This window comes from Mesorhizobium sp. L2C084A000, from assembly GCF_000502875.1.
In the GTDB taxonomy this organism is placed as follows: Bacteria; Pseudomonadota; Alphaproteobacteria; order Rhizobiales; family Rhizobiaceae; genus Mesorhizobium.
Map to the genome: position 1 here is coordinate 42897 of NZ_AYWX01000024.1, position 24611 is coordinate 67507.

The 24611-nt window shown below is 61.8% G+C and carries 29 protein-coding genes, 1 pseudogene and 1 riboswitch; of the genes and pseudogenes, 3 read left to right on the top strand and 27 right to left on the bottom strand.

From position 1 onward, the window contains the following. Window positions 1-10: 10 nt before the first annotated feature. From X735_RS137585 to X735_RS137550, 8 genes and pseudogenes are all read right to left on the bottom strand, one after another. Window positions 11-1075 (bottom strand): ABC transporter ATP-binding protein, encoded by a 1065-nt coding sequence (locus X735_RS137585; protein WP_023814052.1) that lies wholly within the window; start codon window positions 1073-1075, stop codon window positions 11-13. After that, entirely contained in the window at window positions 1075-1863 is a 789-nt protein-coding gene (locus tag X735_RS137580) for an ABC transporter permease (RefSeq protein WP_023814053.1), read from the bottom strand. The genes X735_RS137585 and X735_RS137580 overlap by 1 nt, the downstream gene beginning before the upstream one ends. After that, a pseudogene (locus tag X735_RS137575) lies at window positions 1863-2802 on the bottom strand (ABC transporter permease). Before X735_RS137575 ends, X735_RS137580 begins: the two are co-directional and overlap by 1 nt. 63 nt (window positions 2803-2865) lie before the next feature. Next, complete coding sequence (locus X735_RS137570; RefSeq protein WP_031213857.1) at window positions 2866-3927, bottom strand: ABC transporter substrate-binding protein; 1062 nt, start codon at window positions 3925-3927, stop codon at window positions 2866-2868. A gap of 57 nt (window positions 3928-3984) precedes the next feature. Continuing rightward, window positions 3985-4956, bottom strand: coding sequence for a PfkB family carbohydrate kinase (locus X735_RS137565; protein ID WP_023814056.1), 972 nt, complete (start codon window positions 4954-4956; stop codon window positions 3985-3987). Beyond that, window positions 4953-5993 (bottom strand): ADP-ribosylglycohydrolase family protein, encoded by a 1041-nt coding sequence (locus X735_RS137560; protein ID WP_023814057.1) that lies wholly within the window; start codon window positions 5991-5993, stop codon window positions 4953-4955. Before X735_RS137560 ends, X735_RS137565 begins: the two co-directional genes overlap by 4 nt. 3 nt (window positions 5994-5996) lie before the next feature. Then, entirely contained in the window at window positions 5997-6722 is a 726-nt protein-coding gene (locus X735_RS137555) for a GntR family transcriptional regulator (protein ID WP_023814058.1), read from the bottom strand. 219 nt (window positions 6723-6941) lie between these two features. Continuing rightward, a complete protein-coding gene (locus tag X735_RS137550; protein WP_031213859.1) occupies window positions 6942-7211 on the bottom strand; it encodes a DUF982 domain-containing protein in 270 nt (89 codons plus the stop codon). Window positions 7212-7295: 84 nt separating this feature from the next. On the opposite strand from X735_RS137550, the gene X735_RS137545 reads away from it, so the two are divergent. Then, window positions 7296-7553, top strand: coding sequence for a hypothetical protein (locus X735_RS137545; RefSeq protein ID WP_023814060.1), 258 nt, complete (start codon window positions 7296-7298; stop codon window positions 7551-7553). A gap of 282 nt (window positions 7554-7835) precedes the next feature. Here the strand turns inward: X735_RS137545 and X735_RS1000000168280 are convergent, their stop codons facing one another. From X735_RS1000000168280 to X735_RS137515, 7 genes are all read right to left on the bottom strand, one after another. After that, entirely contained in the window at window positions 7836-7991 is a 156-nt protein-coding gene (locus X735_RS1000000168280; RefSeq protein ID WP_023814061.1) for a DUF3309 family protein, read from the bottom strand. A 251-nt stretch (window positions 7992-8242) separates the two neighbouring features. Then, the gene (locus X735_RS137540; protein WP_031213861.1) at window positions 8243-8848 is read right to left on the bottom strand and encodes a hypothetical protein; all 606 of its coding nucleotides are present in this window, start codon (window positions 8846-8848) and stop codon (window positions 8243-8245) included. A 376-nt stretch (window positions 8849-9224) separates the two neighbouring features. Continuing rightward, window positions 9225-9920: an isoprenylcysteine carboxylmethyltransferase family protein gene (locus X735_RS137535; RefSeq protein WP_031213862.1), complete on the bottom strand. Its 696-nt coding sequence runs from the start codon at window positions 9918-9920 to the stop codon at window positions 9225-9227. 172 nt (window positions 9921-10092) lie between these two features. Beyond that, entirely contained in the window at window positions 10093-11112 is a 1020-nt protein-coding gene (locus X735_RS137530) for an ABC transporter substrate-binding protein (protein ID WP_023814064.1), read from the bottom strand. Next, a complete protein-coding gene (locus tag X735_RS137525) occupies window positions 11105-11872 on the bottom strand; it encodes an ABC transporter ATP-binding protein (protein ID WP_023814065.1) in 768 nt (255 codons plus the stop codon). The genes X735_RS137530 and X735_RS137525 overlap by 8 nt, the downstream gene beginning before the upstream one ends. Then, window positions 11869-12630, bottom strand: a complete 762-nt coding sequence (locus X735_RS137520) for an ABC transporter permease (RefSeq protein ID WP_023814066.1) — start codon at window positions 12628-12630, stop codon at window positions 11869-11871. Before X735_RS137520 ends, X735_RS137525 begins: the two co-directional genes overlap by 4 nt. A gap of 95 nt (window positions 12631-12725) precedes the next feature. After that, window positions 12726-13334 (bottom strand): YkoF family thiamine/hydroxymethylpyrimidine-binding protein, encoded by a 609-nt coding sequence (locus X735_RS137515; protein WP_031213866.1) that lies wholly within the window; start codon window positions 13332-13334, stop codon window positions 12726-12728. Beyond that, a riboswitch (TPP riboswitch) is annotated at window positions 13325-13438 on the bottom strand. It overlaps the preceding gene by 10 nt. A 195-nt stretch (window positions 13439-13633) precedes the next feature. On the opposite strand from X735_RS137515, the gene X735_RS137510 reads away from it, so the two are divergent. After that, window positions 13634-13954, top strand: coding sequence for a hypothetical protein (locus tag X735_RS137510; protein WP_023814068.1), 321 nt, complete (start codon window positions 13634-13636; stop codon window positions 13952-13954). 44 nt (window positions 13955-13998) lie between these two features. Here X735_RS137510 and X735_RS1000000166920 read toward each other — a convergent pair whose 3' ends face one another. The 4 genes from X735_RS1000000166920 to X735_RS137500 all read right to left on the bottom strand — a co-directional run bounded on the left by X735_RS1000000166920 (window position 13999) and on the right by X735_RS137500 (window position 17615). Next, the gene (locus tag X735_RS1000000166920) at window positions 13999-15030 is read right to left on the bottom strand and encodes a formyltransferase family protein (protein ID WP_023814069.1); all 1032 of its coding nucleotides are present in this window, start codon (window positions 15028-15030) and stop codon (window positions 13999-14001) included. 130 nt (window positions 15031-15160) lie between these two features. Next, complete coding sequence (locus tag X735_RS1000000169080) at window positions 15161-15394, bottom strand: hypothetical protein (RefSeq protein WP_155930624.1); 234 nt, start codon at window positions 15392-15394, stop codon at window positions 15161-15163. A gap of 25 nt (window positions 15395-15419) precedes the next feature. Further along, window positions 15420-15938 carry a peptide-methionine (S)-S-oxide reductase MsrA gene (gene msrA, locus X735_RS137505; RefSeq protein WP_023814070.1) on the bottom strand — a complete coding sequence of 173 codons (519 nt, stop codon included), beginning with the start codon at window positions 15936-15938 and terminating at the stop codon, window positions 15420-15422. A gap of 132 nt (window positions 15939-16070) precedes the next feature. Then, window positions 16071-17615 carry a glycosyltransferase family 39 protein gene (locus tag X735_RS137500; RefSeq protein ID WP_031213867.1) on the bottom strand — a complete coding sequence of 515 codons (1545 nt, stop codon included), beginning with the start codon at window positions 17613-17615 and terminating at the stop codon, window positions 16071-16073. Between the two features lie 299 nt (window positions 17616-17914). On the opposite strand from X735_RS137500, the gene X735_RS137495 reads away from it, so the two are divergent. Then, entirely contained in the window at window positions 17915-18622 is a 708-nt protein-coding gene (locus X735_RS137495; RefSeq protein ID WP_023814072.1) for a hypothetical protein, read from the top strand. Between the two features lie 198 nt (window positions 18623-18820). Here X735_RS137495 and X735_RS1000000170095 read toward each other — a convergent pair whose 3' ends face one another. From X735_RS1000000170095 to X735_RS137465, 8 genes are all read right to left on the bottom strand, one after another. Beyond that, a complete protein-coding gene (locus tag X735_RS1000000170095; RefSeq protein ID WP_245273312.1) occupies window positions 18821-18982 on the bottom strand; it encodes a hypothetical protein in 162 nt (53 codons plus the stop codon). 358 nt (window positions 18983-19340) lie between these two features. Then, window positions 19341-19664, bottom strand: a complete 324-nt coding sequence (locus X735_RS137490) for a hypothetical protein (protein ID WP_013530789.1) — start codon at window positions 19662-19664, stop codon at window positions 19341-19343. Further along, entirely contained in the window at window positions 19664-19849 is a 186-nt protein-coding gene (locus tag X735_RS1000000168290) for a hypothetical protein (protein ID WP_032909564.1), read from the bottom strand. Before X735_RS1000000168290 ends, X735_RS137490 begins: the two co-directional genes overlap by 1 nt. Then, window positions 19834-20067 carry a hypothetical protein gene (locus X735_RS137485; protein ID WP_023814075.1) on the bottom strand — a complete coding sequence of 78 codons (234 nt, stop codon included), beginning with the start codon at window positions 20065-20067 and terminating at the stop codon, window positions 19834-19836. Before X735_RS137485 ends, X735_RS1000000168290 begins: the two co-directional genes overlap by 16 nt. 1 nt (window position 20068) lies before the next feature. Then, window positions 20069-20287, bottom strand: coding sequence for a hypothetical protein (locus X735_RS137480; RefSeq protein WP_023814076.1), 219 nt, complete (start codon window positions 20285-20287; stop codon window positions 20069-20071). Next, a complete protein-coding gene (locus X735_RS137475) occupies window positions 20284-20994 on the bottom strand; it encodes a glycosyl hydrolase 108 family protein (RefSeq protein WP_023814077.1) in 711 nt (236 codons plus the stop codon). Before X735_RS137475 ends, X735_RS137480 begins: the two co-directional genes overlap by 4 nt. A 473-nt stretch (window positions 20995-21467) precedes the next feature. After that, entirely contained in the window at window positions 21468-22259 is a 792-nt protein-coding gene (locus tag X735_RS137470; protein WP_023814079.1) for a class I SAM-dependent methyltransferase, read from the bottom strand. A gap of 35 nt (window positions 22260-22294) precedes the next feature. Then, on the bottom strand, window positions 22295-23590 hold the full coding sequence (locus X735_RS137465; RefSeq protein ID WP_023814080.1) for a hypothetical protein: 1296 nt from the start codon (window positions 23588-23590) through the stop codon (window positions 22295-22297). Window positions 23591-24611 lie beyond the last annotated feature (1021 nt).

Below are 24611 nucleotides of genomic sequence, written 5' to 3' on the forward strand. Positions count from 1 at the left end.
ACCGCGTCGACTATCCCGCCGCGATCAACACCGTACTCTCCGGCGACCAGCGCAGAACGACCTCCTGACCTTCCGCCAGCCTGTCGACACCCGTGTTCTGCACAATCACCTTCAACGTCTGGCCGCCACGCTCGACGAAATAGGTGCTGTTGTTGCCGGCGAAGATGCGCTTGGAAACCTGCCCCTTGAGCATGTTGGCGGTGCCATCTGGTGCTCCGGCATCCGTGGCGATGCGGATGCGTTCGGGGCGCACGGCGCAGCTCGCCTTGGCGCCGGCGGCAAGCTTGGCACCCGCGCCAGCGGCAATCGCCGTGCCGTCCGGCAGCCGGATGCCATCGCCCGTCGTATCGCCGCGAAAAAGGTTGGCGTCGCCGAGGAAGGTGGCGGCGAACTCGCTCTTCGGCCTGTTATAGATCTCCTCCGGCGGCCCCTCCTGCACCAGCCTGCCGTCGCGCAATATGCCGATGCGGTCGCTCATCGTCAGCGCTTCTTCCTGGTCGTGCGTGACGAAGATCGTGGTGATGCCGATCTCGCGCTGGATACGTTTGAGCTCGATCTGCATGTCGACACGCAACGCCTTGTCGAGCGCGCCCAATGGCTCGTCGAGCAGCAGCACGCGCGGCTTGGTGACGATGGCGCGGGCGAGAGCCACACGCTGCCGCTGACCGCCGGAGAGCTGGTGCGGCCGGCGGCCACCAAGCTTGCCGAGCTGCACCAGATCGAGCGCGCGCTGCACCTCGGTAGCGATGATCGCCCTGGCCTCGCCGCGCACCGACAGGCCGAAGGCGACATTGTCGGCAACGCTCATATTGGGAAACAGCGCATAGTTCTGAAACACCATGCCGATGCGCCGCTTTTCGACCGGCACCCGCTCAACGCTTTCGCCGCCGATGGTGATGCGGCCGGAATCGGGAAAATCGAACCCCGCGATCTGCCTGAGCAGCGTGGTCTTGCCGCTGCCCGATGGCCCGAGCAGCGCATAAAAGCCGCCATCGGCGAAATCGATAGAGACATCGTCCAGTGCCTTGTGCGCGCCGAAACTGCGCGAGACATCAGATACCTGCACGCCGGCCATTATTTCTCTCCGCCGAATTTGAAGAACCGCGCTGTCAGCAGCATCAGCGCCATCGACACGACAATGATGATGGTCGAGACCGCGTTGATCTCGGGCGTAAAACCCTTGCGGATCGCGGCGTAGATTTCGACCGGCAGCGTCGTCTGGCCCGGCGTCGCCAGGAAATAGGACACGACGAACTGATCGAACGAAACGGCAAACGCAAACAGCCCGCCGGCGATGACGCCGGGCATGATCCAGGGCAGCGTAACGCGCCTCGTCACCTGCCACTGGTTGGCGCCGAGCGAGCGCGCCGCCTCTTCCAGCTCCGGCGCGAAGGTCTGCAGCCGGGCCGAGACGACGACGATGACATAGGGCAGCGCCAGCGCGACATGGCCGAGCAGGATCGCATGCAGGCCGCGGCCGATGCCGACACCGAAGAAGAAAATCAGCATCGCCGTGCCGGTGATCAGCCACGGTATGGCGATCGGCGGAAACAGCATCGCCTGCAGGAACTTCTTGCCGCGAAATTCGTAGCGATAGAGCGCCAATGATGCAGCCGAGCCGAGCACCACGCAGATGATCGTGGTGATGACCGCGATCTCGACGCTGTTCCAGGTGGCCGCGATCAGCTGGTCGTTCTGCCACAGCGAGGCGTACCATTCGGTCGTCCATTCGAACGGCAGTTGGTAGAAGGGCGAAACATTGAACGACATCAGCGCCATGATGATGATCGGCAGATAAAGAAAGGCGAGCAGCAGCCAGATGTAGAGACGGCCGAGCCATTCGAGGATGCGGGTCGTCGCCATCACGCGGCCCTCCGCAGCACCGGCGACGCCACCGCCAGGATGACCAGCACCACCGCCAGCAGGATGAAGGAGAGCGCTGCACCGAGCGGCCAGTTGAACACGGCGACGAACTGGTCCTCGATGACCGTGCCGTAGAAGGTGCCGGTGCGGCCGCCGAGGATGCGCGGTTCCATGAACGAGCCGACGACCGGCACGAAGATCAGCGCCGCACCCGCGACCAACCCCGGCATCGACAGCGGGATGATCACCCGCTTCAGCACCTGCAACCGCGAGGCTCCAAGCGAACGCCCGGCCTCGATCAACGAGTCGTCGATCGCCTGCAGCGTGAGATAACAGGTCAGCACCATGTACGGCACATAGGAATGCACCAGCCCGATGATGACGGCCGGATAGGAATACATCAGGTCGATGTTGATCTTGAACGGCAGCACCGCGTTGAGCGCGGTGTCAAGGATGCCACCTTCGCGCAAAACCATCGCCCAGGAGAAGATGCGCACCAGCCCGTTCGACCAGAACGGCAGGATGACGAGCAGGAAGATCGCCTCGCGGCTGCGCCCCTTCAGCACCTTGGCGAGCACGTAAGCCGCGGGATAGCCGATGACGACGCACCACAGCGTCACTTCGAGGCCAAGCCGCAGCGAGGCCAGCAGCAGCGTCAGATAGAGGCTTTGCGAGAAGAAGGCGGCATAGTTGCCAAGCGTGAACGCCCACGGTTTTCCCGACAGCGGCAGCTCGGTCATGAACGAGAAAAAGACCATGGCCGACAGCGGCAGGAAGATCGCCACCGTCAGCCAGAGATAGGCTGGCGCCAGCAGCNAACGAGAAAAAGACCATGGCCGACAGCGGCAGGAAGATCGCCACCGTCAGCCAGAGATAGGCTGGCGCCAGCAGCGGCAATGCCGATCTCAGCCCGCTTCGCGACGCTGTCGCAGCTGCCATGGTACCCTCCTCCCAGTATTGGAAGAACCAGCCGACGCGAACCGCCGGCTGGCCTGGCTGTGATTACTTCACGTCGACCTTAAGCTGCTGCCAGAGCGCCAGATAGGCTTCGCGCTGGGCGTCGGTGATCGGCGCCTGGAACTGGATGCGCTTGGCCACTTCGGGATCACCCATGACCTTGCGGTTGAAGGCATCCTCGGGCAGCGCTTCCACCGCCTTGGTGTTGGCGGAGACGGGAGCACCGACCTTGGTGACCCATTCGACGTAGAATTTCGGGTCGATCATGTAGTTGATGAAGGCCTCGGCGCCGGCTACGTTCTTGGCGCCGACCGGAATGGAAAACGCGTCGAGCCAGGCAACGGCGCCTTCCTGCGGCACCACCAGCGAGACCGGCAGCTTGAAATGCGTCTTGGCGCGATCGGCCGAGCCGCTCCAGTAGGTGCCGATGTCGATCTGGTTGGAGGCGACCATCTGGTTCCAGTCGTTCTCCGAACTCCAGAAGGTCTTGATCTGCGGCATCAGCGAGGTGAGCTTCGCCTTGACCGCATCCATATCCTTGATGTCGTTGATGTTCTGGCCGGTGGCAATGGCGCCGAACTGCACCGCTTCAACGGCGTCGTCGCGAATGACGACGCGGCCCTTGTGGGCGGCATCCCACATCTCGGCGATGCTTGTCGGCGGCTTGTCGAAGGATTTTTCGTTGATGGCGAGCGCGGTGAGGCCCCACACCCACGGCACGCCATAGACCTTGCCGTCATGGACGAGCATCGGCGATCCCGCCTTGTCCTTGCTGATGTCGGCGTAGTTCGGCAGCTTGGACGTATCGATCGGCTGGATCAGTTTCCCGGCCATCGCCTGGTCGTTGAAGGCGGCGTTGATCATGACCACGTCGTAGAGGCCGGGATTGGTCCGGATCTTGGTCAGCATTTCCTGTTCGGAATTGAAGAAGTCGTTGACGACCTTGTTGCCGGTCGCCTTTTCGAAAGCCTCGACGGCCCACGGCTCGTCGGCGCCGTAGCCTTTCCAGTTGAGCACATGCACTTCGTCGGCCTTGGCGGCGAACGCGAGTGCGGAGGTAAAGACGGCGGTCGCCGTCAGCAGAGCAGTCAAGTCGGGCATGCGCATGGTTGGTTCCTCTCTGGGGGTTTGCCCGGTTCCCGGGCTTGTCAGGCTTTCCAGCTGTTATGCATTGGCCTTTTGTGTCCGGCCTGCGCCCGGCGGGTCGGCGGCATGGCTCAGGAATGTCTGGATTTCGTGATCGCTCGGCGCCGACGAGCCGCCATGGCGGGTGACCGAAATCGCCGCCGCAGCATTGGCATAGCGCGCTGCCTCGAAGGGCGGGATGCCCCGAGCCAGCGCGCTGACGAAAGCGCCGATATGGGTGTCACCGGCGCCATTGGTGTCGACGGCGTTGACCTTGAAGCCGGCAATGGTCTGCGCTGACCCATTGGCCAACCGTACGTGGCACCCCTTTGGCCCGGAACGGATGACCACACCGGCAGCTTGCGGGCAATGGTCGACCAGAAGTCGCGCCGCGAGGTCCTCGACATCGCCCGGGCCAGCAATCTCGACCGCCTCCGTCCTGTTGCAGCTCAGCCATGTGGTGCGGGCAAGCACCCGCGACAGGATCGGGCGCGGAATGTCCGAGATGACCGGGGTCGGATCGAAGACGAAGGGAATATCTGCCGGAAGTGCCTCGATCCAATCGGTGAGCGCATCGCGGCTCTTGGGATAGCTTAGCGTGTAGCCGGAGGTGAACACCCAGTCTCCCGGCGCCACCGCGACCGGCGCCATCAGGTCGCGGCTGAGCACGCTCTCCGCCCCTGGCCACGACACGAAGGTGCGTTCGGCGTCGCTCGAAATCATGGCGACGCAGTTGCCGCTGTCCGTCAATGGCGATGGCGGCGTCAGCGTCGCGATGCCCTCGGCGGCGAAAGCGGCACGCAGGAAATCGCCATTGGGTCCGCTGCCGAGTTGGCCGCCGAACACCACCTGCATGCCGGTGCGGCTGGCCGCGACCATCATGTTGAAGCCGCCGCCGGCGACCTGGGCGAAGCTCGACGCCGTCTTTTCCATGCCGGGCGCCGGCAGGGCGTCGATGCGGTAGACATAGTCGACCACGGCACTGCCGACATGGACGAGACGGCCGCTCATTCCGCCGCATCCTTGCCGGAACCGATTTTCGCCACCCTTGCTGCCACGAGGTCGGCGGCAAGCGCGCGAACCTCTGACATGTCGAGGCCGACAAGCCGGGCGATATGCTGTTGCGGCAATCGGGAAAAACCGCTGCAGGCGCCGGCCATGCCGGCGGCGATGGCGCCGATCGTATCGGTGTCGCCGCCGATATTGGCGCTGATGATAGCTGCTTGCCATGGGTCGCCACGGGCGACTTCCAGCACGGCGAAGGCCGCCGGGACGGATTCCTGGCTGGCGACGCCGGTACCCACCAGATCGGTGATCAGCCGAATGGCATCCCTGATCGCCTTGCCGCGCACGATGTCCTGCGCCCAGACGATACGCGCGGCGATGTCGCCGCCGGTGACCCAATGACCAAGCGTCGCCCCTCGCCTCGCCGCCGCGACGGCGCTGGCGGAAGCATCGCGCCAGCCACCGCCGGCGATGCCGCGGCTGACGGCAGCGGCAACGGCAGCAGCGGAAGCGATTGCGATCGAGGTGTTGTGCGTCGCCCGGCAGGTCTCCGCCACCTTGGCGACGAACGCCTCCAATGGTTCGAGCGGCATCATGATGCCGACAGGCCCGATGCGCATGGCCGCGCCATTGGTGTCGCCGCTGCGTCCCGCTTCCTCGGCCGGTACGCCATTGTTGATGGCGTCGATGGCCCGTTTGGTCGACGGCCCCAAGAGATCATAGCTGCCGCGCGCCTTGACCTCGCGCTCCCAGTCGAGCAGCGCATTGACCCAGCGCGCGTGGTCGAAACGGTCGCCGGATTCGACCAGGATGCGGCCGAGCAGCAGCGCCTGTTCGGTGTCGTCGGTGATGGTGCCGGCAGCCAGTCCCTTCGACACCGGATGATCGGCGAAAGGCTCGATGAAATCCTCGACATGGCCGTGGAGTTCGGCAATGCGAACCGGCGACAAAAGCTGCGTCGGCATGCCGAGCGCATCTCCCAGCGCTCCGCCGACAAGCGCGCCCATGGCGCGATCGATGGCCTTGCTGGTTGCATCCGACATCGCTCAGAACCTCATATGCAGCGCAAAATGTGCCGGGTTGAGCAGGCTGGTGACATACTCGATCGGCCGATCGTCAGCCGCACGCGTCAGCCGGCGGCCGCGCAGGAAGGGCGTGCCTTGTGGGCAACCGAGGATGGCCGCATCCTCGGCATTGAGCATCTCGATCTCGACCCATTCCTCGCCATGGTCGGGAATGAGGCCGGCGGCGCGCAGCGTCTGGTGCAGCGAGCCCTCGCGCAGTCCGCGCAACGGTACGTCCTCAAGCTCGGAGGACAATGGCAGCCGGCTGCGCTCGATGGAGATCGCATGGCCGTCGCTGGCGTTGGTGCGCACCCGGTCAACGGCAATGAAGAACGGGCTTTCGATACCAAGCAGCGCAGCCAGATCGGGGTCTTCGATGACCTCCAGCCGCAGCGTCCGCGTCTCGGCATTGGCGCCGGCATCGGCCAGCGCGCGCGACCAACCGATGGAGTCATCGACCGGCTTGCCGTCGAAGGTGACGAACGAGCCAATACCAACCCTGGTCGTGATCAGCCCGCGGCTGGACAGTTCTTCGAGGCCCTTGCGGACCGTATTGCGACTGACGGAGAAGCGCTGGACAAGTTCATTCTCGCTTTGCAGGCGGTCGCCGAAGCCGAGAACACCGGAGCGGATTTCATGTTCGAGAACGGTGGCGATCTGCTCGGGTTTGCCCGTACCGGGAGACAGTTGAACCGCGCGCCGCTTCATATAGGTACCTGTTCAGTGAACCTGTATAGTCCTGTTCAATATCTGGATAGAAATGCCGTGTCAACAGATGCCGGAAACAGGCCCAATGAACCCCGAATTTCGGATTGTCCGCAGAGCGCGCCGAACTGGCCGGTTGCCATGGCCCGGAAAAGCTGGTGTGAAAGACCGAGATCAACCAAGAGGATAGAGCCGATCCTTGATTCAATTTCACCGGGCAGGCTACGGGATCGACACCTCACGCGGCTCAACGAGAATGTCCGCCTCGATAGCGGCGTTGATGAACGCCGCCCTTGCCGCCGAGACTTCTTTCTTTCCCTCTAGCACGGCCAGACAGACCTTACGGGCAACCATATGCTTTTGCCCGGGTGCAACCGGCCAGCGGTTCAGCAGGATGTCGGCAGCCTGAGCGACCCGCTCCACGTTGAAGATCGAGTTTCGCGATGGGCCGAGCGCAATCCTGACCGGCTCATCGAAACGCTGATCTTGCACGATGCCACTCCCCAAAGTCGGCATTCATCGATTCGCGGCCTTCAACCCCGCGCAATGTGATAGGTTCCGCGACAAAGGTGCAAGATGTCCGATTCCAGTGGCCAGAAAAATCCCAGGCTGATCGTCGTGGTCGCGTTCGATCGCGGTGAGGATGGCGAGTTGTTCCCAGCCTTTGGACCCGCCGACCAGCAGAGCGAAGACCGCGCCATACGCACCGCCAGGGCTCTAGCGGCAAAGCATGCCGGCGTCATCGCCTGGAGCCGCGAGGCCGATCCGACGCTGGGCGAATACGGCCCGCCGAACACGCTCTTCGTCAGCGGCGACGTACCTGACATGGAATAGTCGACTGGCGTCAGCTTCTGGATGCCTTGCCCATAGGGTTTGATGCGAGCCGGTTTCCCCTCGCCAGCAAGCAAAAGCCCGCTACGGTGAACCGGAGCGGGCCTTGGAGGAGGACAAGGGGTGGGACCCTCTCCTCTTGTTTCCACGGGGGGGTGTGGACCGCAATGACCATACGAAAGTTTTGCAGAGTGCAGGATCACAAGCCGGCTTGCCTGCATCACAATCCGGTGCACGCCGATATTGGGGGCGCTCACGAGATTGCGATCAGTTGCGATAACCCGCCTAGATACGCCCGAGCACGACAAGCACGATGGCGATGAGCAGCACGAGCCCAAGGCCGCCGCCGCCATAGTAGCCGGTGCCGTAGAACGGACCGCCACCGAGGCCGCTGAGGCCGCCAAGCAGCGCAATGATGATCGGTATGGTTCCAAGACTCATAGCGATGTTCAAAGACGAGCGCTCCAAAGGCTCTACCGTTCCGCGCGATTGTGGCGGGCATCGCGTGCGGAAGAGGTCTGCCGGCAACAGAAGCGGCCATCCAGATGATGGCAACCAGAATTTGATTCCGGCACGCCTGTGGACGCAGAAAGCCCGCCAGCGTGGCGGGCTTTCCTACCGGCCGGAGGCCAGGAGAGTGCGGTCGAGCCTCACGGCTGATTCGGCACTTCCAATCCCCGGCCCCTCCAGTATCAGCGACGAGCGATCAGGAGGCAGAGTTGCCGTAGATCGCGGTCGTAGGCGCCTTCGCTGCTGAGCACGTCGACGCAGCGCTTCTTCATTCGCGCCACGTTGCTATCCGACATCTGGGCCACGACACCCGGCAGGCTCGGCCTGCTGGGGTTTGACGGATTGGACGGATTGCTCGGGTTCGACGGATTGCCTGGATTGATGCCGCCACCAATACCCACGCCGACGCCGCTCGTCCCGCCTACATTGGCGCCAAGGCCGGCCGTAATGCCGCCAGACCCTCCGATGTTGGCGCCCGCGCCGGCATTGATGCCGTTGCTGCCGCCGACCGAAGCGCCGAGACCAGCATTGACACCGCTCGAGCCGCCAACATTGGCACCGGCACCGGCATTTACACCACCGCTGCCGCCGACCGAGGCGCCCACTCCGGCACTGATGCCGCCACTGCCGCCAACGGAAGCCCCGACACCGGCATTGACGCCGCCGCTACCACCCACCGAGGCACCAACGCCAAGGCCGATTCCCGCAGCATTGGCGGGCAGGGAAAGAGCTAAAATTACCGCACTACCCGCCAACATATTGGCGACTGTCTTGATGGTGTGAGCCATAACACTCTCCTGTTGTCGTTGCGCTAAAGCAATTGGCGAGAGGCCGATTGCAAGATCAACTACGCGAGGTGGTGAATTTCAGTTTCAGAGAGAGAATACTGAACCTGAGGCGTGGTGTACATCAACAAAATTTCTGAAACAAAATGATATTAAAGTTTGAATAATTGTTCTTTACACGAACAATTCGTAAGGCATTGGCGATCGGACGTTACTCTGCTCCATGCCGCACACCGCGCTGGACATGGATAGGCCTCTCGCAAGATCAGCAAGACCGCCGCGATGATTGCAAGTGGCCAGAGTCTATCGGCGGCCGGATGCGGGAGTGAGAGAGTGCAAGCGTGATTGCAGGCCGAACGATTCTGCGCCGGCCCGCTTGTCAGACGATCCCGTAGAACAGCCTGTAGTGGGCGCGCTTCATATAGTCCCGGTATTCCGGCGTGGCGGCTAACAGCGCCTCTTCGCGCAGGATGCGATGAACCTGGAAGAAGGTGATCGCGGCGTAGACAGCAAGATTGTAGAAGGAAAAGGCCGACAGCAGGAACAGGACATGACCGGCAAGGTATCCGGCATAGATCGGGTGCCGCACCAGGCGGTAGGCACCGTCGGTCATCACGCCGCGATTGCCCGGCAGAATGGCGAAAGAACGCCCTAGCGATATCTTCCCCCAGATCACGAACCCCAACGCCAGGACTTGCAGCGGCGCAGCGGCATAGACCGGGATGATGGCCACGCCCGGTTCCAGGTCGATGAAGCCGACACCGAAGCTGGCGACCACCGAAACAACCACCGTCAGCGGGTTCCAGTCGCGTACCTGCGGTCGCCGCGACAGAAGCAGCCAGGTAAAGGTCAGGATCTCGGAGATTGCCACCAGCGCCACATTGATGCGGGTCGGGTCGAGCATCAGGTGATATACGCCGCGGTAGACGAACATGCCCGCGAAGGCCAGCGCGCAGATCCGAAAGAAACCTTCGCGCAAATCCGCCAGGATTTCGCGCTTTCGGGCTGCGGACAGAATCCTGCCGTCACTGACGTGCGAAAGCGCCTCGCTTTTTGATATGAGCAATGCAAACACCCCGATGATCCTCGAGGCGACCTTTGCACGCAACCATTGCCGGGCAGTTAATCAACAAGATCAGATCGGTGTTAAACTGGCTGTCGGGGAGCCAGGGTGCCACATCCAGACGACCCTGCTCCACGCGGTCGTCCAGAAAGACGGGCGACCCATTTCATTTGATCTTGGCAGACTAGCTCAGATAGTCGTTGCGGAAATAGCTCCCGAAATCCGGGCGTTGAGCAACCAGCTTGCCATCGGCATCGCGCAAGATTCCGGACGCGAAGAGATAGTCGCCGATCGCTTCCATCTTGGCCGAATCCATCGTCCCGATGGCGCCGCTTTGGCTGCGCAGATAATGGCCGTCGATCAGCGCCTTCAGCGAGGCGTGGATCAGCGCCGGATTGGTCAACGCATCGTTGTTGGCCGCGATCAGCAGGGCTGCCGCATCTTCGGGGTGATCGACCGCGAACTGGTAGCCGCGCCGTGTCGCCTGGACAAAGGCTGCCGCAGGCTTGGGGTTTGCCTGGAGATAGGCTTCGCTCGAAGAGATCAGTGTCGTATGCTCGTCAGGCACGCCGTAATCGGCATAGATGAAGCTGCGTTGTTTGACGCCCTTGAGCTCGGCTTCGACACCTTCCCAGGTCGAGACTTCGAGCGTGAAATCGACCAAACCATTGGCCAGCGCCTCATAGGCTGAGGTGCCGAGCGTCACCGTCTCGAAATTGCCCTTGCCGCCATCATGGCGGATGATGGTCGATATCAGGGCGTTTTCCCAGGCGCTGCCGAAGCCGCCATAGGTCAGGCCGTCGAGGTTTCTCGGGCTTACTATCTCGCTGCGGGCCGCATTGAAGACCACGCGGCCGGTTTCCGATTGCACCACCGCATAGACGCCCTTCAGGTCCGCTCCGGCGGTTCTCTGGGTGAACAGGCTGATGGTGCCGTTGATGCCGAAATCGGCGACGCGATTTGCAACCAGCGTGCCCGCACCGGTATCGCTGTAAGGCAGGATGTCGACCTCGAGCCCGGCCTCGCGATAGAAGCCCTTGTCGCGGGCGACGAACAGTCCGATGTGGTTGGTGTTGACCGTCCAGTCGAGGGCAACGGTGACCTTTTGTGCCGATTGTGCTTGGGCTCGCCCCGATCCGGCAATGAGCGGAAGGCCTGTGGCAAGGGTCAGCAACAAGGCCTGCCGGCGCGTCAAGTCAATCATGATCGTGTCCTTTGGATGGGGTGGCGTTGAGGATGATGTCGAGAATCTCGGCCTCGAGCGCACTTGCCTGGCGCGCGGCATCGCCGCCAAGGCTGCGCGGGCGCGGCAGCGGCACCTTGATTTCACGCACGATGCGGGCCGGGCGCGCCGACAGCACATAGATGCGGTCGGACAGGAACACGGCTTCGCGCACGTCATGGGTGATCAGGAGCGCCGTCCAGCGATGATGCCGCCACATCTGTTCCAGCCAGCGCTGCATGGCCGTGCGGGTCAGCGCGTCGAGCGCGCCGAACGGCTCGTCGAGCAAAAGCATGTCGCGTTGCTGCACCACCGTGCGCAGCAAGGCCGCGCGCTGGCGCATACCGCCGGACAGTTGCGCTGGAAAATGCCGCTCGAAGCCGGCAAGCCCGAATTCGGCAAACAACGGCGCAACGCGCACCCGCGCCGCCTGTCTCCTCATGCCTTGGACTTCGAGCCCGAGCGTCGCGTTGTCGAGGATGCGCCGCCACGGCATCAGCGCGTCACGCTGCGGCATGAAGGCGAAATGCCTGCCGTGGTCGTCGAGCGGCGCGCCGTCGAACAACATCTCGCCCTCGCCATGCTCGGCGCCGGTCAGAAGCTGGAAGAGCGTCGATTTGCCGGCGCCCGAGGGTCCAAGGATCGAGACGAATTCACCAGCGCCGACGCTAAGCGAAATATCGGCCAGCACGTCGAGCCCACCGAACGCCTTGCGCACATACCGCAGTTCCAGCCGGCTCATCGCCAGGCTCCCTTCCCGGCGGTTTCCTTGCCGGCCCGCTCCCAGGGCATCGCAAGGCGCTGCAGCAGTACAGTCAACCCGAACAGGACAAGGGTCAGGGCAGCGCTCACTCCGACGGCGGCAAGAACCAGGTCAGGACGGAAATTGTTCTTGACGTTGAGCATGTAGATGCCCAGCCCCTTCGCGGCCCCCGCATATTCGGCGAAGATCGCGCCGACCACGGCGTAGGTGATGGAGATCCTCAAGCCAGCGAAGAAATAGGGCAGCGCCGAAGGCAGCCGTGCCAGCACGAAGATGCGCCAGCGCCCTGCCCCCATGGCGCGCAGCATTTGCCCGATCTCGGCCTCGGTCGACTCATAACCCTCGACCAATGCAACCAGCATCGGAAAGAAGGTAACCAGCGCCACCAGCATGATCTTGGGCGCCAGCCCGAAGCCGAACCACAGCACCACCAGCGGCGCGATGGCCACCAGCGGCAAGGTCTGGCTGACGATTAAGACGGGAAACAGCGCACGCCGCAGCGGCTGGAAGAAGTCGACCAGCATCGACAGCACGAAGGCGGCGCTGAGCGAACAGGCAAAGCCGAGCAGCGTGGCGCCGATGGTCGGAATGGCGTTGTCGGCCAGCGCCTGGCGATTGAGCAGCGCTTGCTCGAAAACGCGCGACGGCGCCGGCAGTATCGTCGGCCTGATGCCGGAATAGGTGGCATAAAGCTCCCACGCCACTAGGAGCAAACCGACCGAGATCATGGCCGGCATTGCCTTGACAAGAAGGCCCGCGATCGGGCGCGAAGCGAATGATGATGAGACCACGGGAGATAACCTTTGACGGCCGCGCGGAGGCGGCGGCAGCTTCAGACAGCCGACGGGCTGTTGGCCGAGACCGTGACGTCGAGGGTTACGTGGCCGGCGCCTGGTCCGAAGCGGCAGAAGGCCTCGTCCAGCGCCGAAAAGATCGCACCGGCATCACCGCGCAGTTTCGTGCAGAAATGCTTGGAACGCTCATAGACGCCGGACTGCTTGAGAAAATCGATGCAGCCGTAGATCTCGTCCATGTGGTCGTCGGTGCCCATCACATAGAGCGAGAACTGCGCCGCCGCCGGCTGGCCGGTGGCAGCAGCATTGCGCACCGCCGCGATGGCCGCATCCTTGCGCGGGCCGAGTGGCCCGACAGGCCCGCCAAGTGCATCGGAGCGGCAGATCGGATCATCCGGCTCGCCAGGGCACCCGCGCGAGATGGTGGCCGACAACACGCAATGTTTGCCGCTACGTGCCGCCGCCACGAAGAGGTCGCGCATGGCGGGAAACAGCACTTCGGGCGACCCGACCAGCAAGGTCGAGATGTCGTCGGTCTCGATCCTGAGCTTGTCGCGCCAGGGATCGAGCGCACCGAGCGCGCCAAGAATGACACCGACGAATTCGTCGGTCATGGGGTATAGGGAAATCTGTGCGCCTGAAAACATCGCCCGCCTCGCTCCGCTGGTATTACCCAGATCAGCTTCTAGGGTCTGTGGGCTTGCCGCCCCCGTCTCAGCCCCGACCGTACGGAGCACCCCTGTGGATGTGCGCCTTAAAGCATCATTCGAGTTCAAGGGAAAGCCGTTTTTTCAGAGCACTGCGCCAAAAGCATTGCGCCAGTCACGGTGCGCCTGAGCGGAATTTTGTCGGGAACCTTCGCCGCCGCGACCGGTTGTCCCCACAGTCGCAACGCGATCACTTTCGTAGAAAATAAGCGACGACTTCACAGAAATGGAGACAAACCATGTTCATGAAAATCCTCGCAGCTTCGGTTCTCACCATTGGTCTGGCCACGTCAGCCATGGCGCAAAGCGCCGGCAGCAACAACGCAAATGGAAGCGGCAGCGGCAAGTCGGTGACGGTTGAGCCGAACACGCCGGCTTCCCCGAATACGATCGAGCCGGACACTGTCGACCCGGGCACGACCAACAGCACGACTGGCACGGTAGGGGACATGAATTCGAACGCGGATCAGAATTGCCCGACCAACCCGCAAGGCGCGCAGCCGGACGCCGATGGTAACGCGACGGCGCCAACGGTAAACGATAATCATTGTGGCAAGTAACCACGTCGCAAACGGATGAAGCCGCTGGGCATCGCCCAGCGACTTCATCCGTTTTTCTGGTCCGCAGCACTCGCTTTGCCGAACAGCCGGATTTCTGGAGCGGGTCTCCCGGCGGGCGGGCGCGAAAATAGGTGTTTCGAATTGAGCAGCCGTTTGAGCACTCTACCGTAGGTAAAATACAGGACCCGACCGTTGGCGAGATCAAATTCCACTGTTCCCCACCGCCTGACCGGAGCCTTTCCTGTGCAGGGCCCCAGCCTTCTGATCTGGAATCCCAGCCTGACTTTGCGCGTTCCGATTTCAAGATAGATGCCTGGCAGAAGGCCAAGCACATGCCATAGCCGTACAACATGCTCGACCGACATGGCCGGCGAGATTATCAGGTGGCTGGGCTGAAGCCGCGCCCAGACGAAATCGCCTTTCGGCTGCGGCATTCCTGACAACAGCCCCCGGCAGTAGGTCGGCACCGCCTCGCTCACCAGAATCCGCATAGCGGTTGCCGTGCTGTCGACCAGGGCTTCTCTCGATGTCCAGTCAGCTTCGGAAAACGGCACCTGCCCGAGAATGTCACCCTCGTCAAAACCGGCGGACATCTTGTGGAGCGTGACGCCGCCATGAGCCGCATGCCGGCCGTCCACGGCCAAGCGCTGGATCGGGTGGGGCCCTCGATAGTCGGGGAGCAGCGCCGGGTGGAGGTTGACCCCGCCTTTGGAAAAATGGCCAAGAACCTCTTGAGGGATCAAGACAGGCAAAGTGTAGCAGACCAGCACATCGGCGCGGACGTCAGACAATTGCCGACCAAGCGCATTCCAATCGTAAGGACGGCCAAATTCGATCAACTTGACAGGCGTGTTACCGATAAACCGCCTGAGCAGCAGCTTGCGTTGAAGCCTTCGCCGGAAATTGCCAATGCTGAAACCGGTGGGACGACGCCGGAACCCGGGTACGATGATCGCGCCAATTGCATTTCCAGCCTCTAGCCAGCCGGCGAGCAGAGGCCCCGTATAGTTAGAGATATCGAGGACAAAAACGGCTGTGATCGGCTCCGAGTGATCGGTCGATTCGATCGGCCTCATCTTCGGCGGCTCAAACGGGCCGACAGGTCAGGGCGAGCTTGTCAGGTCGGCTGAGTGGAAGGCGATGCCAAGGCAGTGACAACCGAAAGACGCTCGCGTTTTACAAACACTGGCTTTTCGTAAACTTTTTTCACGGCCCGTCTCCCGAAATCAACTCTTCCTGCGCAGTTGGACCGCGATACGGCAGGCTGTCAACCGCCTGACCGTGTTTGCCTACCGCATCCGCATTCGCCGTTGACGAAGGTGTTCGAAGGGCGCTTTCGCACATTGGTGAAAGCTCGATGGCTTCACCGACGCGACAAGCCGCGCTGACCGAAAGGGGTTTGGATGCGATGATCTGCTCGACGACACCGTCGAGCAGCAATGCAGGGCAAATCGCAGTTGCAAATCTACGAAACCGCCGTCTCGCGAACCGGCAGCTTCCAGCCTGGCCTGACGAAGTGGCAGGTGTATCCGTCGGGATATTTCTCCAGATAGTCCTGATGCTCGGGCTCGGCTTCCCAGAATGGACCAACGGGTGCGACTTCGGTGACGACCTTGCCCGGCCACAGGCCCGAGGCATCGACATCGGCGATGGTGTCCTCGGCAACGCGCTTCTGTTCGTCGCTGGTGTAATAGATCGCCGAGCGATAACTCGTCCCGACATCGTTGCCCTGGCGGTTGCGGGTCGTCGGATCGTGGATCTGGAAAAAGCGTTCCAGCAGCGTGCGAAAGCTTATGATGGCCGGATCGAAATTGATCTCGATGGCTTCTGCGTGGGTGCCGTGGTTGCGGTAGGTGGCGTTGAGCACGTCGCCGCCGCTGTAGCCGACACGGGTGGAGATGACGCCGGGATAGCGCCGTATCAAATCCTGCATGCCCCAGAAACAGCCGCCGGCAAGGACTGCACGTTCGGTCGAAGTCGCCATGTCACGTCTCCTCAAAAGCAATTCCAGGAAAAGTGTGTAGCGGTTTTCCGTCTGGAATTGCGTAAAAGCAAGTGGTCTCGCCATAAATGGGCATTGTCACCTGCTTCGTCCAGCGGACGCGGTGGATCTACTTCAGTTGCTCGTTTGGGCGAGCCTGTCGATCAAACCCGGTAGCTTCATGCCAGGCGGAATGGCGGCAAAGCTGATCGCCACCGGTGGTGCCCTGAGCGACCAGTCGAAAAGAACGGTCTTGACGGGGATGTTGCCCAGCCACGCCAGCAGCCGAGGTGGCACGCCGCTCCCGGGCCAGACCAGGAGCATGCCGTGATCGCGCAGCCGCTGGCTGGTGATCCAGGGGGCGAGCCGCATGTCGAGGTCGGTGAAGATCGACGGCTTGTCATAGGCGTTGAGGCCCGCCAGCAACGCGATGCGGGTATCGCCGCCGACGATGTCGAGCCGACCGGGCACCGCCGCGTGCCAGACCGCCTCGGCTTCGTCCGAAATCTGCCGCGCTGGCCAGCAGACGGCATCCATGCGCCCGCGCAAATTGCAACTCGTCCAGCGGATGCCCGCATAGGCACCGGACATGCCGAGGATGCAGGCGAACGCGCAGATCGCCAGCCGCCGCAGTTCGACGGCGCCGAGCCGATGACCCAGCAAGGCGAGCGCCACAACGCCGACCAGATTGTACATCGGCGCGCCCCACGCCTCGCCGGCGCCGGTGAACAGCGAAGCCACCATGACAAGCACCGCCGGACCAAGCCCCATCCACACGAGATAGACCAGCGCGCCGCGCTCGATGGGCTGTTCCGGCGCGGGCGAACGCCGCAACAGCCCCGATATCGCCAGCACCAGCAATAAGCCGCAGAGCCCCGCCATTTGGACACCGATATAGTAAAGGCGGGCGCGGTGGACCAACACCCATTCATCGCGGCCGGCGACATAGGTCAGCGGCAGGAAATCGATGCGGTAGAGCTGGACGGCCAGCGGCGCGGCGACGGCGAGGAAAACCGCGAGCCCAAGCCAGGGCCAGGGCGTGGCGAGCCGGTTGCGTGCCCGTGTGTCCGACAACAGCCAGATCGCCCCGAAGAGCAACAGCAACCCGGTGGAAAACTTGGCATAGAGCCCGACGCCCGACACCAGTCCGAGCGGCAGCCACCAGCCCGGCCCACCGCCACGGCCCGCACGCCACAGCAGCCAGCAGATTGCGGCCCAGAAGGGCATCTGCGCGTAATCATGATTGAACTGCGGTGTCGGCCAGCCGAAGAAATACAATGACGGCATCAAAAGCACGGCGGCCAGCGCGCGGGTTCTCCCGAGCATGTCGCGGGCCAGCAGGTAGACGAAGACGAAGGTCGCCGAGACGACAAGCTGGGCGAGCAGATATTGCGGCCAGCGGAACGATCCGGTCAGAAGATGGCTGATCTCGAGCAGCCAGCCGGGGAGCTGCGGATGCTTGTAGGTCAAAAGCACCCATTCGCGGCCCCACATGAAGCTCTCGACGACATCGCCGGGCGGGGCGGCATCGACAAGCGCCGGAACCACGGTCCAGCACAGGATCTGCGTCAGGCATAAAAGCGCCAGGCCGGCTTCTGGATAGCGCATCAGACCCGGCCAGATCGACGACTGCCGCCAGTCGCCTGGAACAGAACTGCCGACCGGCAGCCAACCGTTCATGGGTTCGTCGATTCGCGTCATGCGGTGGATAAATCACACCGGACGGTTTTACGAACAGCCCAGAACTTGAAGCTTACGAAAATGTATACTTGGCCGACCATTGCAAAACCAAGATTGAGGCAGAGTTTCGCGCCACCATGCCGCCTCTCCCGTCATCACATGCCAGCAAGACAACAATGGAACACGCCATCCCGCAGCACCCTGAACATGCCGGGCATGGCGCCTTGGGCGTGATCGCGGCAGGTGTCGCCTACGCCTGACCGGCTCCCGTCCCCAAAAAAGCATCCAGGATTTGAAAAATGCGCCACCACCATGCCGTCATTCATTACCGTGCGCTCGATTTCTGGATGGCCCGTGCGGCCGTTCTCGTCATCATCTGCCTGCAGCTTCTGGTCATCAACAATCTCTCATTCGGGCCGCGCTGGGTGGCGCCCGCGCTGGAGGCGGCCCTGCTGCTGCCCTTGTCGGTGGCCACCGCCTGGACACAGGCCGCCACCCGAAAGGCGGTCGAGGACCACGAGTGGCATGCGATCGGCCAGTTTCGGGTCATGATCCGCAGAACAGCCCTGACCATGACCGCCATCATCAGCATCATGAATTGCGGTTCGCTGGTCCTGCTGGTGCGTGCCTTGCTGGAGGGCCATGCCGGCAACAGCGGTACGACGCTGCTGATCGACGCACTCAACATCTGGGTTACCAACGTCATCGTGTTTGCCTTGTGGTTCTGGAGCACCGACCGCGGCGGTCCGCCGACCTGCGGCCTCGTCAAGCTCGCACAGGCCGATTTCCTGTTCGCGCAGATGACGTTGAACGACCGTGAGCTTCGAGATTGGCTGCCCGGCTTCGTCGATTATTTCTTCCTCGCCTTCACCAATGCGACCGCATTTTCGCCCACCGATACCTTGCCACTCTCCCAGCGCGCCAAGCTGCTGATGATGGCCGAGGCCATGATCTCGCTGCTGACCATCGCGCTGGTCGCGGCACGCGCGGTCAACATCCTCGCTTGATCGGCCCGACACGCGAAAATAGCCCGCCCGGCGAACCGGAACGGGCTATTTTGGGTTGTCTTCGATGATTGGAATGCAGCGCCGAACTAGTGGCGCTTGCCCAGCCTGTAGCTGTTGCCGCCCAGCAGGTTGACGCCGAGCCCGCNATGCCTGAGACGACATTGCCGCTCAGGATGTTGTTGCCGCTGAGCACGTCGTTCAGCGCGGTGATCTTGCCAGGTCGATGGATGGCGAAACATTGATCAGGCTGCCCGAATTGCCTCCCCAGCCGCCCGAACCTCCGCACCCACAACCTGCCTCGGCGGCTCCAACGGACGATGCAACTGCAACAGCGGCTAAAATAACAGTGAACTTGTTCATGAAAGCTACTCCCGTTTGATGATGGAGATGGCTTCCGTCTTCTGTGGTCTACCTCTTGTTTAACAATATATGAACACTTCATCCGCTCAAGTCTTTATCTGGTTTCGGTGCATCAATCAAAAATTAACAATAATCATTATGCATAACCGACATGATTAACTTGCTTGTGACAACGGGCGATGACGAGACCGGTCAGATCGAATGCCGCTCAGCAATAGCCGATCGAAATACAAAAAAGCCGCCCCGGCGTGAGCCGAAGCGGGCAGCGGTCGTTTCTGGAAATGAGAGCAGCGCCGCGCCAGGTTGCCTGCCTCGGTAATTCCGAGGCAGTAGCCAACAGACGACGCGGTGCCAATAGCTACTCCTCCACCCCCGGCTTGAATCTCCGCACCACAAACTCGAACAGCACGTCCGAAATCCACATGGCGCAGACGCCGATCAGGAAGGCAGCCGCCAGCGTGGTGGTGTCGTCGGCGGGATCGGGCATCGGCAGGCCGGCGATCCTGGCGTAGGAAACCGCCGGCAGCGTCAGGTAGGCCGCCGCAAGTGCGCCGCAGATCGGCGAGGCCACCATTTCGCGCAGCTTGTAGCGATGCCGCGACAGCGCGCGCAGAACGCCGCCGGCGAGACCGGCCGCCACGACCGGTCCCTTGATGCCGAGCAGGTCGAAAAGATCGTTCATCATGGCCTCCAGCCGCAAAGTTTCTGGCCCTTTTCGTTGTGAGCCAGGATCGCCGCCACCGACGCATCGGAAAGGGTCGCCGCCTCTGCCCTTGTCGGGCGGAGGGGATGCCCGGCCGCGCAGAACGACCCGCCTGATTTGGTGCAGCCGGCCAGCAGGAGCGAGAGCGCTATGATTTTGACCATCTGGCCAGTCTCCCCCTGTTGTCGTCCGGCGCCCGGCCGGCGACGGCATCGTCGATCTTCTGGGCTTCGGTGCGCGCCGCTGCGTCGGCCGCATCCTGCCTGGCCTTCTGGCTGGCCTTGCCCTTGGCATAGGCCGTCCAGACACCGGCAAGCGCGGCGCCCATTGCCAGAAGATACGGCCAGGCCTGGCCAAGCAGCGCGAGGGCGAGTGTTCCCATCTCATGTCTCCTTGGCCGGCGGCGCGACCATGCCGCGCGGCCCGTCACGCACCGCGTTGATGATGATCTTGGCAAGGGCAATGGCGCCGCTGATCTGAAGCGCGGTGCGGTCGCCCACCCCGAGCAGCGTCCAGTCGAAGCCGGCGAGCGCGCCGCCGCAGATGATGGCGATCAGCGTGTTGAGGAGATTGTGCAGCGCATTGGTGTTGAACCATGTCATTGAAACAGGCTCCCGAAAAAATCGGCGACCCGATGCCGGAAGGCCGCGAGCGCTCCGGCCATGAGAACGAGGATGCCGGCCGCGGCAGCCGTCTTGCCGCCGGATGCCGGCTGCACGGGCTGGGTCGCCGGCATCACATCAGCCGATGTCTCAAACCTGGGCGACGCCGGCGCGGCCACCGGTGCCGCGGGGCCCTGCGCCGACATCAGCAGGGCCTGAACCCGCACCGACCTGACACGATCGGACCAGCCGCGCCCGAATGTTGCCCATGTCGGCAACCGCTTGAGGAACGCCAGCCGCGCATCGCAAAGCGCATCGATGGTGACGCCGGCCGGCTTTGCCTTGGCCGCCGCGACGGTGACCGGTCCGATCCGCCCGTCCTGCGCAACGCCGACGGCCGCCTGCAAATATTTGGCCGCCCGGCCAGGCCCGCTGTTGACGGCGAAATCGAACACCGCATGGTCGACGCCATCGGGCAATTCGGCGCCGAGCACAGCGTCCCAGTAGAAGCGGCGATAAACGGTGGCGACCTGCGCGTCGCTGATCGCACGCAGATCCGCCTTCCTCGCGTCGGCCTTCACATAGCGGCGGAAGCTGGCAAGCGTCACGCCCTTCATGGTGGCGCCGCCGGGGTCAGCCGGATTGTCCGACCACCCGCCTTCCGATTTGAGAACAAGCGCAAGCGCCCGCGCGAAGTTGCGGTCCATGGTGGTTCCTTTCCGCCCTTCCGGGCAGTTGTTCAGTTTTTGATTTTTGGTATGTTCGCCGGGTGGAGGTTAGGTTTGGCGCGGGCGATTATGATTCTGGATATCATTCGCCAAGTTGGCAGATACAGACTTTAAAATTCTGAGTGTCGGCAAGAGACTCGTGCGCTCGGTAAGTGATTGACACCTAGGACGTATAAAAGCACATATGCCTGACATAAAACATTTAGTTTTAGGAATACTCATCGGCGCCTTTTCTATCGCGTGGGTAGTTATTGCCACGATAGGGGTGCGGCGAGAGACGCGCGCGTACAACAAAAGCCTGAGAGACATCGATGAGAAGCTCCGTCAGGATAAAGATCAATAGGACTTCAGTCGAAGCGCCGAACCACGTTCATGCCGTACGAAGACGATCCCGCGACAACTCGCTGGATACAAGTAACTGAGGTCGGAGTTCGAAAATTCAGCGAGTTCAGCTAGTGCTTTTTGAAGACGAACAGCTTTGTGTGAAAGGATACTGGGCTGATCACTAGGTCGATCGCACGTCGTAAGGTCACCATCGGTCGCGACCGGCTCTCATACAATGGTTCAAGCAGGCGCTTTAACAAGTTGCTTTCCCGCATCAACCCCAGATATCCGCCCCTGGACCGACTTTCCAAAAGCCGGAACCCCATCCCGCTGATCGTTCTAATTGTGTCGTTCGGGGTGAAGGCAAATTGGTAAAATCGGGCCATGTCCGCGGCACTCACATCTTCGTATCGACCGAGCCGCATCTTTAGACGCCTCAATGGCGACACGCTGGGGACAGTTAGGAAAAGGAGTCCGCCGGGTTTCAGCACTCGGCGTGCCTCCTCGATGATCGATGCGTAACCATCCTTGAAGTGTTCGATCACCCCCAAGGACCACACCCCTTCGAAAAAGGCATCCTCGAATGGCATTTCTCGCACGTCACCGAGAACGATATTAAGTTCGGGGGCGTGCTTTTTGATCCTAGCGATGGTTACGGGGGCAAAGTCTAATCCGTATGCCTCGAACCCTGCGTGATGGAGCCCAAAGACTGTGTTGGCCACACCGCAGCCTGCATCAATCACTCGATCAGACGGGCTTAAATACTTTCGGGTAACATGCTGGACAAAGACGCTCTTTTTCCGAATGTCCGCTGCTGTTAGGGATTGCGCCCAACGATCGTCCCAGAATCCTTCGTCGGCTGGTCGGTCGATGAATACAAGACGATCATGCTGCCGATCGAGATATACCTGCTCCACCATTCATTTGCCTCCCCAAGGCGCTGCTCAACATCAGTTCATTTGCCGTAGTCTCGCCCCACAATCGGAACAGCCGGAACGCTGGTATGGAAGCGCCCGAAGAGCAGTACCCACACCAAGACCTGAATCGTCACGAAACCGACGAATGGCTGCCGTGCCTGCGCAAGAACGTTCTCCAAGGCATTCCGGTGCGCATAGACCCCAATCACGCTGCCGAGGATGATCCAGAAGAAGAACCACATACCCTTACTTTTGAGCGAAGCATGGTGCAACGCCACCAACGCTCCGCCATAGATCAACCCAAATACGATCACAACGGGAATACCACCAATCGCCCACGCCTGCCCCCAGAATGTACCAGCCAAGCCGTACAACGCCTGCGAAAATATCTGGGTCTGGAGCACCGTGTTGAACCCAGTGCTGTCGAAGCCGAAGGCCGACGGCTGAATTAGCAGTTGCGCCAAGGTATCGCGAACCGTGTTCCACCATGGATAGGTCGTGCTACTCCTAATCAGCCCTTCGATGTTTTCATGAGTGCCGAAGGCTTCCCAGGAGGCCACCATAGCCATCGGATCAGAACCGCCTGTCAGCATCCTGCCAAACGGCAGGTCGCGTTTGTAGGCCAGATAGAAGGGCTTCATAAAGAAGATGATCGCAAGCGTCGCCAGCCCGATCGCCCATGCCTTCCAATGCAGGGCCGCCTTCGTTATCGGCCACTCCCACAATAACACGATGGCAAACGCCATTGCCAAGATCACCGGGACAGTCCGATCGCCCGCGATCGCATTAAGTGCGACCATTAACGCAAAGATGGCTTGATTAATACGAGCGCCGCGACCCCACAACCTATCGAAATAGATCGATGCCAGAAGGCCGATGCCGCTGACCCAACGCCACACGATGGAAATGAGCCCACCAACAGCGTCATAGATGTCGGCACGCTCCATCGCGTACCACTCAAGTCCAGCCCTGTTTGCCATCCATGCATAGCAGGCTAAAGAAATGATCAGCGTGCACCGAATGAACCAGGTGACCCGCATCGGGTGCAGCTGGTAACAAGGGGGACGCCCCCCGTCCACAGACGAAGGCATCAGCAGCAGCGCCAGCCCGAACCCTAGCCAAGCAGCGACCATCACCAGAATTGCTTCCGACGATGCCGGCTCGAGATATGGCACCAATCCTTTCGCGCTCACAGGCCGCGTGAAGCCAATCAGCGCGGGCACCGAATAAGCAAGAAGGCCGACATAGCCAATCGCTACAACAGAAACCCGATTGTGGCGGGCTACAAGTATAACGGTGGTCACGGCCACCATTGACCACAGAGCGAGGACCATATCTTTCGTTCGTCCATTTGGATCAAAAAAGCAACCTAGGCGATTCGGTCATTCACAACGACAAAGTCTACAACTCGAAATCGCCCGCCCAGCCGACTGTCGCGCTGACCACCCATGAGCCCGTTGCGTATGCCTCCAGGGTTACACGCTCGCCGGGATCGAGAATGAGATATTTCCCTGCACCGCCGCCCTTGATCGTGTCCGTCCCGTTGGGCTCGATGTTCATGACATGGGTTGCGTGCACTCCGGCAAAACCGATCCGAAGGCCAGGCACGGCAGGCGGCAGCGTATGTGTCCACGTCGCGCCGGCGCCGTTGTTGTGGCAGAGTGCCCGGTTATGAAGTCCGGACAGCGTTGTGTTGACGGTCAGATTGATCGGCACACTCGACGTCCCCTGCAGGCCGGGATTGTTGCCGCCAATAAACCTGGTCACGATGCCGGCCGTGATGGAACTGCCGGTGCCATCGCCAACCCATTCCGACATGTCGAAACCATCGACCAGCATTTCGTCTATCGCGCCGCCGGTGGTTACCCGAAAGGCAATGCCAATGGAGGTCGAGTTCTTCAGGGCGATGTCCCTGAGACTGGCTTTGCGCAGCCGCTGGCCCACGGAAAGGTTGAACCGGATGCCATGCGACTGGGTGTTTCCCCTAATGCCAGAAAGGCTAAGGCTCGCCGGTGTCACGACGTTCGCAACGACAATGGCGTCGGAGATCGGAAGAGCACACGTCNACTGGGTGTTTCCCCTAATGCCAGAAAGGCTAAGGCTCGCCGGTGTCACGACGTTCGCAACGACAATGGCGTCGGTCGAGCAGTTCATCAACGTGCCCGGACCGATCGCAAGAGGCGTCTGGTAGGGCGCGGCGATTACGGCTGTGGCACCTGACGTTCCGCCCGTGATCGTCTCGCCAGCCGGAAAGATGCCGGCCGAACCGCGCACATAGATGCGCCGGGTCGCGCTGTTTGCCGTTTTGGCAACCGCAGAGGTGCCCCCAGTGATTGTTTCAGCGGCCTGAAACGT